General features: G+C 61.8%; 10 protein-coding genes. 7 read left to right on the forward strand and 3 right to left on the reverse strand.

Annotated elements, in window-relative coordinates; translation table 11 throughout:
• Positions 1-76: 76 nt before the first annotated feature.
• Positions 77-1,096: a zinc-binding alcohol dehydrogenase family protein gene (locus R3F07_14070; GenBank protein ID MEZ5277503.1), complete on the forward strand. Its 1,020-nt coding sequence runs from the start codon at positions 77-79 to the stop codon at positions 1,094-1,096.
• A 46-nt stretch (positions 1,097-1,142) separates the two neighbouring features.
• Here the strand turns inward: R3F07_14070 and R3F07_14075 are convergent, their stop codons facing one another.
• The 3 genes from R3F07_14075 to R3F07_14085 all read right to left on the reverse strand — a co-directional run bounded on the left by R3F07_14075 (position 1,143) and on the right by R3F07_14085 (position 4,223).
• Positions 1,143-1,880 (reverse strand): anti-sigma factor, encoded by a 738-nt coding sequence (locus tag R3F07_14075; protein MEZ5277504.1) that lies wholly within the window; start codon positions 1,878-1,880, stop codon positions 1,143-1,145.
• Positions 1,877-2,458, reverse strand: coding sequence for a sigma-70 family RNA polymerase sigma factor (locus tag R3F07_14080; GenBank protein MEZ5277505.1), 582 nt, complete (start codon positions 2,456-2,458; stop codon positions 1,877-1,879). Before R3F07_14080 ends, R3F07_14075 begins: the two co-directional genes overlap by 4 nt.
• A gap of 187 nt (positions 2,459-2,645) precedes the next feature.
• A complete protein-coding gene (locus tag R3F07_14085) occupies positions 2,646-4,223 on the reverse strand; it encodes an adenylosuccinate synthetase (protein MEZ5277506.1) in 1,578 nt (525 codons plus the stop codon).
• Positions 4,224-4,420: 197 nt separating this feature from the next.
• On the opposite strand from R3F07_14085, the gene R3F07_14090 reads away from it, so the two are divergent.
• From R3F07_14090 to glmS, 6 genes are all read left to right on the forward strand, one after another.
• Positions 4,421-5,602: an NnrS family protein gene (locus R3F07_14090; protein ID MEZ5277507.1), complete on the forward strand. Its 1,182-nt coding sequence runs from the start codon at positions 4,421-4,423 to the stop codon at positions 5,600-5,602.
• 63 nt (positions 5,603-5,665) lie between these two features.
• Positions 5,666-7,273, forward strand: a complete 1,608-nt coding sequence (locus tag R3F07_14095) for an IMP dehydrogenase (GenBank protein ID MEZ5277508.1) — start codon at positions 5,666-5,668, stop codon at positions 7,271-7,273.
• Positions 7,274-7,302: 29 nt separating this feature from the next.
• Positions 7,303-8,286, forward strand: a complete 984-nt coding sequence (locus tag R3F07_14100) for an o-succinylbenzoate synthase (protein MEZ5277509.1) — start codon at positions 7,303-7,305, stop codon at positions 8,284-8,286.
• Positions 8,287-8,425: 139 nt separating this feature from the next.
• A complete protein-coding gene (locus tag R3F07_14105; protein MEZ5277510.1) occupies positions 8,426-9,796 on the forward strand; it encodes an AMP-binding protein in 1,371 nt (456 codons plus the stop codon).
• A 277-nt stretch (positions 9,797-10,073) separates the two neighbouring features.
• The gene (gene polX / locus R3F07_14110; protein MEZ5277511.1) at positions 10,074-11,858 is read left to right on the forward strand and encodes a DNA polymerase/3'-5' exonuclease PolX; all 1,785 of its coding nucleotides are present in this window, start codon (positions 10,074-10,076) and stop codon (positions 11,856-11,858) included.
• A gap of 212 nt (positions 11,859-12,070) precedes the next feature.
• Entirely contained in the window at positions 12,071-13,924 is a 1,854-nt protein-coding gene (glmS, locus tag R3F07_14115) for a glutamine--fructose-6-phosphate transaminase (isomerizing) (protein MEZ5277512.1), read from the forward strand.
• Positions 13,925-13,983 lie beyond the last annotated feature (59 nt).

The raw sequence follows: 13,983 nt of genomic DNA on the forward strand, positions 1-13,983 counted from the left end.
CCGGCGTTGAAGGATCGACGGGAAGGGACGGTTGGTCATTGCCCAGTTTGTCGGAAGGGCTCACGATCGGAATCCTATGTTTGGAATCATTCTGCAGGAGCCGGGTCGTCTTGAGCCCATCGATTGTGAACCCCCCGAGGGACCCTCAGAAGGCGAGGCGGTGGTCCAGGTGGAGAGAATCGGCATCTGCGGCACGGATCTTCACGCCTACCGTGGCCGGCAACCGTTTTTCACCTACCCGAGGATACTCGGGCACGAGTTGGGGGTTGTGGTGGAGGCGATTTCGGGGGGAGACCATGGCGTCGGCGTCGGAGACCGGTGTTCGGTTGAGCCTTACCTGAATTGCGGCCATTGTCGCGCCTGCCGACAGGGACGCACCAACTGCTGCGCGTCCCTCAAGGTACTCGGTGTTCATTGCGACGGGGGCATGCGGGAGCGTATCCGGATACCGGTTGAGAAACTGCACCGGTCGGAGAAGCTGTCCACCGAGCAACTTGCCCTGGTCGAGACACTCTGCATCGGCTGTCATGCGGTGGACCGGGCCGGTGTCCTCAGCGACGACGTATGCGTGATTGTCGGCGTCGGGCCGATCGGTCTGGCTGTCCTCCAGCATGTGCAGCTCCGGGGGGCGCGGGCCATTGTGCTCGATATCAATGAAGGACGCCTGACGTTCTGTCGGAACCGTTTCGGTGTGGCGGAAACCGTGGATGTCTCCTCGGGCGATCCGGTCGCGGTTCTCGCCGAACTGACCAACGGCGAAAAGGCTTCAGTGGTTTTTGATGCCACCGGAAATCCGGGATCGATGGACCGTTCCTTCGATTTCGCCGGACACGGTGCCCGCGTCGTGCTGGTGGGGCTTCATCTGGGCAAAGTCACTTTTGCCGACCCCGATTTCCATCGGCGTGAACTGACCATTCTGTCCAGTCGAAACGCACTTCCCCGGGATTTCCGGAGCGTGATCGCCAACATGGAGAGCGGGGTGCTTGATGTGGCACCATGGATTACCCACCGGGGAGCAATCCGCGACCTGCCGGGGGATTTCCCGCACTGGCTGGAGCCGGAAGCTGCCGTGCTGAAGGCGATGGTCTCGTTCTGACGACAGGTGCCCTCGGGAACTCCCCCGGGGGTGGCCGCGCCATCGTTCAGATCCGGCTGATCAGGACCATCGGTCCCTCGGCCTTGGGGACCCCGCCCTTCCGCTCCAGGCTCACGGCAAAGGCCGAGATTGTCTCGATGGGTTGGTTGGGTTTGAACCGGTAGCGGGTTTCACCACGTTCGCTGACACTGAAGACACCGCCGTCGACCGGGTTCTCGTAACGCGGATCGATGATCCAGAGTTGGTAGTCCTTGTCCGAATCGACCGCGGGAAGATTGGCAATGGTGAGGACGCCCTCCTGGTGGGCCGCGTCCCAGACCGCGACAGCCTGGGCTCTCGGGGCGACCGCCATCATGGACGAGAGGGTGGCCACTTCGATCGCGTTGAGGTTGTCCGTTGATGCGAGTGCCGTCAGATCATTGCGCAGGGTCATGTTGTTCTGCAGGACGAGTCCGCAGATGATGGCAAAGCAGGCGGCCAGGGACCAGGGGATCCAGGTTCTCGTGGTGCTGGCGGGAAATGGCACCAATGGAGAGATGTCCTCGGTTTCCCCGAGGTCCGACCGCTCGGGCAGGTTCTCAAGGATACGTTGCCGGAGGGAGGCCGGCGGATCGATTGCTTCCACCCCGAGGGTGAGCTCGCCAAGGGAATCCCGGAATTCGTCAAAGAGCACTCTCATTTCGTCGTCAGAATGGATCAGGGCTTCGGCCTCCGCCTTTTCCTTGGATTCGGTGGCGCCCAGTGCGTGAAGGGCGATCAATTCCTGTTTGGCTTCTCTGTTCATACTTGTCCCTCCAGTCCATCGCGAAGGCGAAGCAGACCTCGGCGGATTCGGGCTTTGACCGTGCCGAGAGGCTGGCCGAGCTTTTCGGCAATCTCGACCTGGGTCAGCCCCTTGAAGTAGGCGAGTTCGATGGGTTTTCTTTGCTCCGATGGGAGCGTTTTAAAGACTCGACGGACGATGTGGGCCCGCTCGTTCTGTCCGGCCACCTCCACTGAGTCCGGCAACTCTGCCGAGAGTGAAAAATCAGCGATATCTTCGCCCGAACGCTCGATGATGCCGGAGCGCCGCTTCCTCGTGCGGATGCGGTCTATCGCCTTGTTCCGGGTGAGGGTGACCGCCCAGGTGAAGAGTTTGGCCCGATTGGCGTCGAAAGAGCCGGCATTGTTCCAGAGGGCGATGAAGACGTCCTGAACCACATCTTCCGCCTCGCTCGACTCTCCCAGCATTTTCATGGCGAGCGAGTAGAGAGGTTTGGAATAACGGTCGTAGATCTGGCTGAAAGCGACCCGGTCGCCCTTGGCGGCAAGGGCGAGAAGTTCGCTGTCATTGATGGCGTCGTCGGTGGCAGTGTCCGTCACGGCATTAAGCGGGGAATCCGGGTAGGCGGAAGTTCTTTCACCATAGGAATCCCTTCGGAGCAAGGATAAGGTTCGTAAGCTCCCAAATGCATTGGACGTAAGTGTCATCTCCACTCATACGTCCAAACCGGGTGGTCGGATGTCGGAAAAGTCCGGGAGGATTCGATCCGGCCGGATTTATCTGCTTTCAGGCGGTGGCGATCGGACCGGACTCGAAGTGGACGAGGCGGATCAATTCCGAGGTGGCCGGAATATCCTTGATGATTTGAGAGGGGTCGGGGCCGACGCCGATATAGCGGAGATTGGGCAGACGGAGCGGCCATTTGCCCTGGTCGTAGGCTGCTTCGAGGATTGATCGCATCATGGCGGCGACATAGGTCCGGGCCTCCTGCGGGAGGTCGCCGAATCGACGGATGCCGGAAATGTCACCCTCCCAAGTGGGGAAATCCCGGTAGAGCGGCCGGAGGGTTTTGCGAATCTCCTCGCGGCGGGGCGAATGACTGAAGCGCCGACCGGTGCGGTCTTCGTAGGCGGTGCAGATGCGGAGGTTGCCTTTCCAGTCGGGGAGGGCGCCGAGAGCGTCGATCTTGTTGATCATCAGATCTTGAAAGCCGCCGTAGCGCAGAGTGTCGCCCTTCTCGACGGCATCGAACCAGCCGACCATGCGCTGCCTTCCGGTCGAGGTGCCGAATTCCAGCTTTTTCAGAAACTGACAGAGCGGGTGCTCGTCATCCATCTGTGTGATGAAGGTATGGGTGCCCACCTTGGTGTCGTAGGCCTTGGCCACGCCAAAGGTGTGGATGGGCTGGCAGGGGATGCCGGCCGAATTGAAGAACTCGGGAGTATAGGTGTGGGAGGCGGTCACGTTGGGTGGATAGCCGTGCCGCTTGTCCAGCCAGAAGGCCTGTCCGAATTCTCCGATGACGGTCCGGTGTTCGGTCAATGCATCAAGAACCCGCTCGCGCACATCCGTGACACAGGACCTCAGGCGGGCTCCAGCCTGCCAGTAGACGTCGATTATCCGGTCCTTGTTCAACGTGAACGGGGTTTCGCCGCGAAAAGCAGTGAAATCGAACTCTGACTGGGGGAAAATCCCGGACTCAACCGAATCCCGGTTGGCTCGGGTCTCTGCCTCAGTCAGGCGGTCGAAGAAACCGGACCAGGTCTCGGCGCTCACCTGGCAGACATGTTCAATCGTGCGCAGGGTCCGGTCGATCCTCTGGCCGACCCGTCGGGCAAAATCGTCGCGGGTGCCGAGAAAAGCGCTGTAGGTGATCTGCCATTGGCCGGCTTCGTCCTGGTAGGCCGGAGTGATGCCGCGTCCGGTCGAACCGCGCGCCTCCTCCCCAAGGATGTTCTCCCGGTAGTCCTCCCAGGCCAGATCCAGGAGGCGGTGGGAAACGTCGGCCACCATGGTCCGCTCATCAATGATCAGGCGATCGATGACCTTGAATCCGCGCTTTTCGAGGGGTGAGGCTTCCCACCAGAATTTCCGGGGATCCGCCACCACGCCCGCGCCGATGGCCAGATAGGGGATGGACGGTTCGATGACCCCGGCGGGAAGCAGGTTCAGTTTGACTCCACCGGCAGTGTGTCCCGAATTCGCGCCGCCGTTGACCTTGAGCACCATGTGAACCGGAGCGTCGAGCTTGGTGGAAGCACGGAGTTCTTCGACCACTTCGGCGATCAGGCGGCCTTTGCCTTCGTCGCCGGTGCTGATTCCGACGTCGGCGATCAGGTGGCTGGAAAAAGGTATCAGGGACATTGGGCGATAGGGGGAGTTGACGGTTGGTGAAGGGAACCTTGCGACGCGGCCAAAGGGCATACGCTAAGCCCGCGTTTGCGGGGGGCACCAGCAAATTCTGGGACTATGACAGCCTTCGGGTCGCCTTTCCGGATCACCGGACTGTCTTTGGTGCAATCGGGCCTTGATTCCGGGCATGCCCGAACGCTTGATGGTTCATGCCTCGCTCCGTCGCCATCCGGGAACCCTACCGTCTCTTTTTTCCCGCAGGTCTCTTTGCCGGACTCTTGGGCGTGGCACTCTGGCCGGCCTGGGTCTGGGGCGGGATGGCGCTCTACCCGGGGCCTCTGCATGCGCGGTTGATGTCGATGGGCCTCTTGGGAGCTTTTGTCGTGGGTTTTTCCGCCACCGCGCTGCCGCGGATGATGGGGACGGGCCCGCTGGGGGGTGGAGTGGTCGTCGGGTTGGGGCTCCTCTGGTCGGGCGCGGTTGGTGCCCAAATCGTGGGTGTCGCCTGGCTGGGGGATCTTCTCTTCGGCCTGACGCTTCTGCTTCTGATCCTGAGCCTGCTCGCGAGGTTCATACGGAGATTGGATCTTCCGCCTCCGGCCTTTGTCCTGACCGCGTTCGGCCTGGTGCTGGGCCTCACCGGGGCCGTGGCCCTTGCCTGGGCGGAATATCCCGTTGGAACGCTTCCGTCTGCAGACTGGATTTATCGATGGGGCCGGGTGGCATTGCACGAAGGCTTTCTTCTCGGTGTGGCCGGTGGTGTGGGTGCGTTCTTCTTTCCGCGTCTCTGGGGAGGGAGGACCCGTCAGGACTTTCCCGAAATGAAGCGGCCGGACGCCCGATGGGCGAGCCAGGGCTGGGTGGCCTTCTGGGCAGGGATGGGTTTGACGGCCGGCTGCGGCCTCGATGCGGCCGGATTTGTCCGGGCGGGAACACTCCTGCGGCTTACCTCCTTCGGCTTCTTTGTCATTTCTGAAGTGGCGGCGACCCTCGGTCTGCGCAGCGAAAGCACGCTCGGCGGTCTCGCCCGGATCGGATTGTTCCTCATTCCGGTGGGCCTTCTGCTGGAGATTGTGGTCCTTCCCGGACAATTGACCGGCATCCGTCACCTCATCATGATCGGGGGATTCAACCTGATCCTCTTCGCGGTGGCCACTCGCGTCATATTCGGGCATGCCGGGGAGAGGGACAGGACGACCGGGCGGATGATTTCCATGCGCTGGGTCGGGGGCCTGCTCATGGTGGCGGCCCTGACCCGGGTGAGCGCGGATTTCCTGCCGTCGGTCTATCAGTCCCATCTCGGCTACGCGGCCGTCTTCTGGCTCTCCGCCGCCCTCATATGGAGCGGGTTGATTTTCCAACGCATTTCCCGGGCTGATCCCGAAGACTGATCGGGCCGGGCCGGTATCTTTTGCGGGTGACCCGGCTTTCCCGCTTGCCAGTGCTTTCGGCCGATGTTAGGACCGACCGGCAATATGACCGATCCGGCTGTTGCTCCCGGCTTCGACACCGACTTGGGTGACGGGGCTTTTTATCTCAGTGTCGACGCGTTTTTTCAGGCCCAGCGAGGTATGGCCCTGACCTACGACGACGTGTCACTGGCCACGGAATACTCGGAGATCCTCCCCCGGCAGGCGGATCTCTCGACCCGGCTCTCGGAATCCCTGAGTCTCCAGGTGCCGATCATCTCCTCCGACATGGATACCGTGACCGAGTCGCGGATGGCGATGGCGATGGCGCTGAACGGAGGCATCGGCCTGATCCACTACAATATGGCGCCGAAGGACCAGATCCATGAGGTGGCACGGGTCAAACGGCATATCCACGGCCTGATTCAGGATCCCATCACGGTGACGCCGGACATGCAGGTCGGCGATGTGCTCAAGTTGATCGAGAAGAAGAAGTTTGATTTCCGGTCCTTCCCGGTGGTCGATGAGGCGGGGGGGCTGGTCGGTCTGCTACCCGGCAGCGTGGTCAAGGAGATCTACCGAGCGGCGCCGGTGGCCAAGGCGATGACTCCGCGCAGCCACCTGATCACGGTCAACCAGAAAGAGATGACTCATGATCTGGTCGCCCAGGCGACGGCTTTCTTCACCGGCAATGTCGGCATCACCAAGATGCTGATCGTGAATGACGCCAACCGACTGAAGGGTCTGATCACGGTGTCGGACATTGAAAAACTCCTGAACGAGGCCAAGGCCCAGCGCAAGCCGAGCCGTGATGCGTCCTTCCGTCTGGTCGTCGGCGCGGCCCTCTCGGTGGTCCGGCAGTCCGACGGATCCCTGGATCGGTCCCGTCTCCTCGACCATGTCGGGGAGTTGGTGGCCGAATCGGTCGACGCAGTCGCCGTATCCACCGCCCACGGACATACGGTCGGGGTGGGGGAGGCGGTCCGGGCCATCCGGGACGCCTTTCCGTCCCTGACCATCATCGCCGGCAATGTGACCAGCGGCCAGGGGGTCGAATTCCTGGCGGAGAGCGGCGCCGATGCCATCAAGATCGGACAGGGTCCGGGATCGATCTGCACCACCCGGGTGGTGGCGGGAGTCGGTGTGCCGCAATTGACCGCCCTCTACGTCTCTTCCAAGGCGGCCGCCCGCAAGGGGGTGCGACTGATTGCCGACGGCGGCATCACCAAATCGGGGGACATCGTGAAGGCGCTGACCATGGCCGACGCCGTCATCTGCGGCGGTCTGCTCGCCGGATGCCGGGAGGCGCCGGGAGAAATCATCGAAATCAGCGGCAAGCTCTACAAGCAGTACCGCGGAATGGGCAGCCTGAGCGCGATGAAACGGGGGTCGGCCAGCCGGTATGGTCACCAAAAAGTGGATACGACGAGAAAGATTGCGGCCGAGGGGATCGAGGCCCTCAAGGAGGTTTCGGGGTCGGTGGACAACGTTCTGTCCGAACTGATCGGCGGGATCCAGTCGGGCATGGGCTATCTCGGGGCCCCTGATCTCGGGAAACTGAAGACCCGGGCCCGGCTTGTCCGGGTTTCGCCGGCCGGACAGAAGGAGGCCAGCCCGCACGACGTGATCGAGGTTTCCACCCACAAGGATTGACCGCCGGACCGACCTTGTTTCGATCCGCGATGTACACCCTGACCTGGAAGCGTTACCGACGCCCGTTTCGCCAGCCACTCGTCACCGGACACGGGACCTGGGATGCCCGCGAAGGCATCCTGGTCCGTCTGGAAGACTGTGACGGCCGGATCGGCTACGGGGAGGTTGCGCCGATTCCCTGGTTTGGAACGGAGACGATCGAGTCGGCCGCCATTCAGCTCAGCCTGCTCGGATCCACGGTCAACCCGGAAGTAATGGGTCTGATACCGGGCTCGTATCCCTGTTGCCGGGCGGCGGTCGGAGCTGCCCTGACCGACCTGGTGGGTCCCGGATACCCCCGCGGGAAAAGGCTGCCGGTGGCTGCCTTGCTGCCGGCGGGGCAAACCGCGTTTTCCGTCCTTGAGGAACGGCTCAACCTGGGGTTCCTGACGGCCAAGCTGAAGATCGGCATGGGCGACCCGGATCAGGAAAAGGATCGGGTCGAACGGCTCTGCCGGCTGCTGCCCGAGGGTGGCGGACTTCGACTTGATGCGAATGGCATCCTCGATGCGGCCCGGGCGGCGGTCTGGTTGGAATTCGTGGCGGACCTGCCGGTCGAGTTCATCGAGCAGCCTGTGCCGCCGGAAGACGTCGAGGCACTGCTTGGTCTCGCCGCGGATTTTCCGACTCCGATTGCTCTGGATGAGTCGGTCGTCCGGGTTGATGACCTTAAGCGTTGGCGCGACCGGGGATGGCCGGGGCTTTATGTGATCAAGCCGGCGCTGGCCGGAGACCCGGATGAGTTGCAGATGGAGATCGGTCAGGATGAGGTGTTTGTCTTCTCGACCGCGATGGAGACGGCCATCGGCCATCGTGGATCACTGCGGGCGGCTTTTCAAAGCGCCTCGAAACGGGCCCTCGGCTTTGGGGTCGGTGCCTTCTTTGCGGATCAGGTCGATGAACCCTTTCTCAGTTCCGACCGGGTGGGCGGAATCGATCTCGAGTTCCAATGGAAACGCCTGACCGGTTCGTAAAGCCCTGGCGTTATGCGCCAAAGACGAGGGAAAGGACACTCCTGTGGCCCCGTTTGGGGCGGCCCCCCGGTCTCAACGCAGGGGTCGGGGCCGGGACGCGGCAAGGGGCTGCCGCGTCGGCAATTCGGGACTTCCTCCAGTGACGACTGATCCCGGCCATCTTTTCGATCGACCCCGGATCATGCTGGCCGAGGCGGATCCGCGGGCGTTCCTCGGATCGTTCTTCCAATGGTCTCTTCAGGAGGTGAATCTCGTTCTGGTCGATCCCGCTTTGCCCTCGAACCCGAGGATGGAATTGGTCGCGCGATTGATGCCCTCGGCGGTGATTGACGGACACCGGCGCCAACCCGATGGGTCCTCCCTGCCGTGGCACCCGCCGGAGGATTGGGCATCGAGACCGAAACCGGCACGGATTTGGATCGGGACCGGGGGCACGACCGGTTCGCCCCGGTTTGCCCTGCATTCCTGGCAGCGTCTTTCAGCGGCGGCGAATGGATTCGGCCAGGTGTTTCCGGGATCCGCGGATTGCGTCTGCCTGTTGCCACTCTGGCACGTGGGTGGACTGATGCAGGTGATCCGGGCGACGGTCTTGGGAGGTGAGGTTGAGTTGACCGATTGGCGAACGATCAAAGCCGGTGAGTCCCTCCCGGATTCGGACGGCAAACTGGTTTCGATGGTTCCGCAGCAATTGGATTGGTTGTTGGAGGGAGAGGGGTCAGGCCGAGTATCGCGATCGGCCAGTCAAAATACTCGCCATGGCACTTTTCTGCCCTGGTTGCGTGGCTTCCGGGCGATCTTTGTCGGTGGCGGTGGTGCCCGCGCTTCACTTCTGAATCGTGCCCGCGAACTGGGGCTTCGGTTGGCGCCGGCTTATGGGATGACCGAGACGGCTGCGCAGGTGACGGTGCTCCGTCCCGATGAGTTCCTGGAGGGGCGCGGAGGAGTCGGCCGGGCGTTGCCGCACGCGACCGTGACGATCGTGAACGATGCCGGACAGCCGGCCCCGGCGGGCGAGATCGGTCGCATTCGGATAGCCACCGCGTCGAGGTTTCTGGGGTATGCCGACACGTCTGCGCAAAAGGGGTCAGGCTTTGTAGTCTGTAGTGAAATGGATCCACTACAGACTACAAAGCCTGACCCCTTTATTTCGAGTGACCTGGGTCGGATGGACGGGGAGGGTTACCTGACGGTTGTCGGGAGGGTGGACGATGTCATCATCACGGGTGGCGAGAAGGTTTTTCCCGGGGAGGTGGAGGCGGTCCTGATGGATTCGGGCCTGGCGGGGGACGCGGTCGTGTTCGGGACACCGGATGCGCAATGGGGGCAGGTGGTATCCGCGGTGATTGAGGGCGGCTCCTTCGTTGACGGTGATGCCGCCCGGGCTATCCTTCGGGAGCGGTTGCCGGTTTTCAAGATCCCAAGACGATGGGTCCGGGTGTCTCGATTGCCGAGGAATGCGATGGGGAAGCTTGATCGAAAGCGGCTGGAGGGATTGTTTGGGGTTCAATGAAGGGCACATTGAAGAATTGGAGACGGTCATCGTTGCGCAGAGAATCAAGAACCGCAAGGCGGTCGTGTCGACGGGTATCCCGTGGGGCTATCCTCGATCCGACCAACACGGCGGGCGTGGGATTTCTGCACAACCCAAAGGGCGGCAAGGCTTTGGGCGTGGGGCCGCGTTGTCCGGGCCGAGACATACCCACCGGGTATGCCCACTGGCCCGACCGCCTTGCCCGACGCCCAAATCCTTGCCGCGATGATCATCTCGAATTATTCAAAGTGCCCTTATGACAAGGAAGCAGATAGTCGAAGTCCTTGAGGAGATTGCGGTGCTTCTTGAGATCAAAGGGGAGAACCCGTTCAAGATCCGGGCCTACCAGAACGGGGCGCGGGCTTTGGACACGATGGAGGATGATCTGGAGGAGCTGATTGCATCCGGCCGACTGGGCCAGATCCGAGGGATCGGGGACGCGCTGGCCATGAAGATCGAATCGCTCCAGCGGACCGGCTCTCTGGGCTTCTACGACGACCTGAAGGCGTCCGTCCCGACCGGCTTGCTCGATCTGCTGGAGATCCCTGGACTCGGGGGCAAGAAGATCAAGGCGATATACGAGAAGCTCGGGGTGACCTCGATTGCGGAACTGACGGCGGCCTGTGAGGCGGGTCAGGTGGCGGAGCTGGCCGGTTTCGGGGCGAAATCCCAAGCCAAGATCCTTGAGGGGATTCACCATCGTGAAGCCTATGCCAAGCGGCATCTCTGGTGGAACGCCCGCGAGGTGGCTGAACCGATTCTGGAGGGACTGCGAGCCTTGCCGGAGGTGGAGAGGGCTGAACATGCCGGTAGTCTGCGTCGAAACCGGGAAACGGTGGGCGATCTGGATTTCATCGTGGCCTCGGCCCGACCGGGGCCGGTCATGGACTGGTTCACCGGTCGTGACCACGTTTCGGAAGTGACGGCCAAAGGTGAGACCAAATCGAGTGTCCGTCTGGAGTCGGGCCTGCAGGCGGATCTCAGGGTTGTGCCGCCGGACCAGTTTGCCTTTGCCCTCCACCATTTCACGGGTTCGAAGGAACACAATGTGGCGATGCGCCAGCGGGCGCTCAACCGGGGTTACAGTCTGAGCGAGTGGGGTTTGACCCCGACGGAGGAGGGGCCGCGGGATCCGGGCTCCCTCGCCCGGTCACCGGTCCGCGAAAGCGCCCCCGGGGACCCGGCCGCGATCCGGGCGGAGGAGGAGCTCTTCGGATTTCTTGGCCTGGAGTATATCCCGCCGGAACTGCGGGAAGGGTTGGGTGAGATCGACGCAGCGGAATCGGATGGTCTCCCGCGACTGGTCCGGCCGGAGGATCTGCGCGGAGTGTTTCACAACCACACGTCAGCATCCGACGGCGCAAACACGATCGTGGAAATGGCCCGGATGGCGGCGTCTCTGGGCTGGGATTACCTGGGAATTGCCGATCATTCCAAGGCCAGTTTTCAGGCAAACGGTCTGGATGAGGAACGACTGGGACGACAGGTCGAGGCGATTCGTGCCTTCAATCTGTCCGGCCAGTCGGGGGTCCGGATCTTTGCCGGGGTGGAATGCGATATTCTGCCCGATGGCCGGCTGGATCTGGCGGACAGCATCCTGAAGGAGCTGGATTATGTGGTGGTCTCCATCCATTCCTCTTTCACCCAGGCAACCGATGTGGTCACGGCCCGGATGATCCGGGCGATTGAGCATCCCCTTGCGACCATGGTGGGCCATTTGACCGGGCGGCTGCTTCTCCACCGCGAAGGCTATGCCATCGATGTGGCCAAAATCATCGATGCAGCGGCGGCGAACGGAGTGATGATCGAGCTCAATGCCAATCCACACCGGTTGGATATGGATTGGCGGCATTGGCGGCGGGCTGCGGAAAAGGGTGTGCTTTGCAGTATCAATCCCGACGCCCACGAGGCGGGGCATCTCTCGTTTGTCGACGCCGGCGTCCGGGTAGCCCGGAAGGGCTGGCTGACGGCCGAACAGGTTTTCAACACCTGGTCCCTCGAGCGGGTGGAGGCCCATTTGAAGAAATCGGGTATTTCCTGACGGGTTGCTCCGGCTGGCAGGATCCTTATTTCCATTGAATTGAATGAGTTCGGGACCGATGCTAGGGGAAAGTGGTCATCGGGCCGGTTCCAATCTGCAGACAGGTCGATCGAAGGGCCCGGCGCCTTGCCGGGCGATTAAGGTGCTTCGTTTGATCCGGAGTCGGCGGATTTGATGCCGAACCCGAATCCCAGTATCAGTTTTCTCAAATCATGTGTGGCATTGTAGGATACATAGGCAGTCAATCGGCCAAGACGGTCCTTCTGGAAGGTCTGCGTCGGCTTGAGTACCGCGGGTATGACTCGGCGGGAATGGCAATCCATCGCCGCGATTCTTTTCGCGTGTCGAAGAAAACCGGACGGGTGGCCAACCTGGCGATGGCGGCGTCGAAGGATGACCTCGAAGGCACCCTGGGGATCAGCCACACCCGTTGGGCGACCCACGGTGGCGTGTCCGATGCCAACGCCCATCCGCATCTGAGTTCGGACGGCAGGGTCGTCATGGTTCACAATGGGGTCATCGAGAACTACAACGACATGAAGCGGTTTCTCCTGACCAAAGGGTACACCTTCAGTTCGGAGACGGACACCGAGGCGCTGGTCAATCTGATCGCCTATCACTACGCGAAGGAAGGGGAGCCGACCAACGGTTTTTCGAAGTTCTTCATCGCCGTGCGCAAGGCGTTGCGTCACGTCAAGGGCACATACGGGATTGCCGCCCTCTGCCTGGACAATCCCGAGGAAATGATCGGGGCCCGCAAGGGTTCACCGCTCATTCTGGGAGTGGGACAGGGCGAATTCCTGCTGGCCAGCGATGTTTCGGCCATCATCACCCACACCAGCAGCGTGGTCTATCTGAAGGACGACGAAATCGTCTCGGTCGGGCGCAACGCCTTCAAAATCTCGACCAGTTCCGAAATGGGGGTCGATGCGGTCATCGACACGGTGGACTGGAAGATCGAGGACTCCGAGATGGGTGCGTATCCGCACTTCATGCTCAAGGAGATCTTCGACCAGCCGGAGGCCCTTGAAAACGCCATGCGCGGACGGTTCTCGGATGACGGCAGCACCGCCAATTTCGGCGGTTGGAACATGACGCCTCATGAACTGCTCCAGGTGGACCGGATCCTATTCACCTCCTGTGGGACCGCCTGGCATGCCTGCCTGGTCGCGGAGCACCTGATCGAACGGTTTGCCCGGATTCCGGTGGAGGTCGAATACGCTTCGGAATTCCGTTACCGCAACGCCCCTCTCGACAAGAATACCCTTCTCTTTGTCATCACCCAATCCGGGGAGACGATTGACACCCTGGGTGCCCTCCGCGAGGCCAAGCGCAAGGGCTACCGGACCCTTGCCATCACCAACGTGGTCGGTTCGACCATCGCGCGGGAGGCGGATGGTGGGATCTACCAGCACGCCGGGCCCGAAATCGGAGTCGCATCGACCAAGGCCTTCACTTCCCAGCTGGTGATTGCCGCCATGGTTGCCTTGTACCTTGGCCGAATGCGGGATATGAGCTTTGAAGGCGGGGTCAAATTGGTCGAGGCCCTCAAGGGCCTTCCGGAAAAGGTGGCCCGGATCCTGCGGTTGAATGACCAGATCAAGGATATCGCGACCCGCTACGCCCATTACGGCGATTTCCTTTTCCTGGGTCGGCAGTCGATGTTTCCGGTCGCCCTGGAAGGGGCGCTCAAGCTCAAGGAAATCTCCTATATTCACGCGGAGGGCTATCCCGCGGCTGAGATGAAGCACGGTCCGATTGCCCTGATCAGTGAAGAATGTCCGAGTGTGTTTTTCGCATCGAGCGACGAGATCTTCCAGAAAGTCGTTTCGAATATCCAGGAGGTCAAAGCGCGCAAGGGTAAGGTCATTCTTGTGCATGCGGAGTCATGCGATGTTCCCGAGGGTCTGGTCGACGACGCCATAGTCTTCCCCGACGGCCACGAGGCGATCATTCCGATCCTTGCGACCATCCCGGTTCAGCTGCTCAGCTATCATATCGCGGTGGCACGCAGCTGCGACGTGGACAAACCGCGCAATCTGGCCAAGTCGGTTACCGTGGAGTGATTCCGACGATCGGGAGAGGCTTCCTCGATTGCTCTTGACCGCGGTGCGCACGGTCTGAG

It is taken from the genome of Opitutaceae bacterium, from assembly GCA_041395105.1.
Classification (GTDB): Bacteria; Verrucomicrobiota; Verrucomicrobiia; order Opitutales; family Opitutaceae; genus B12-G4.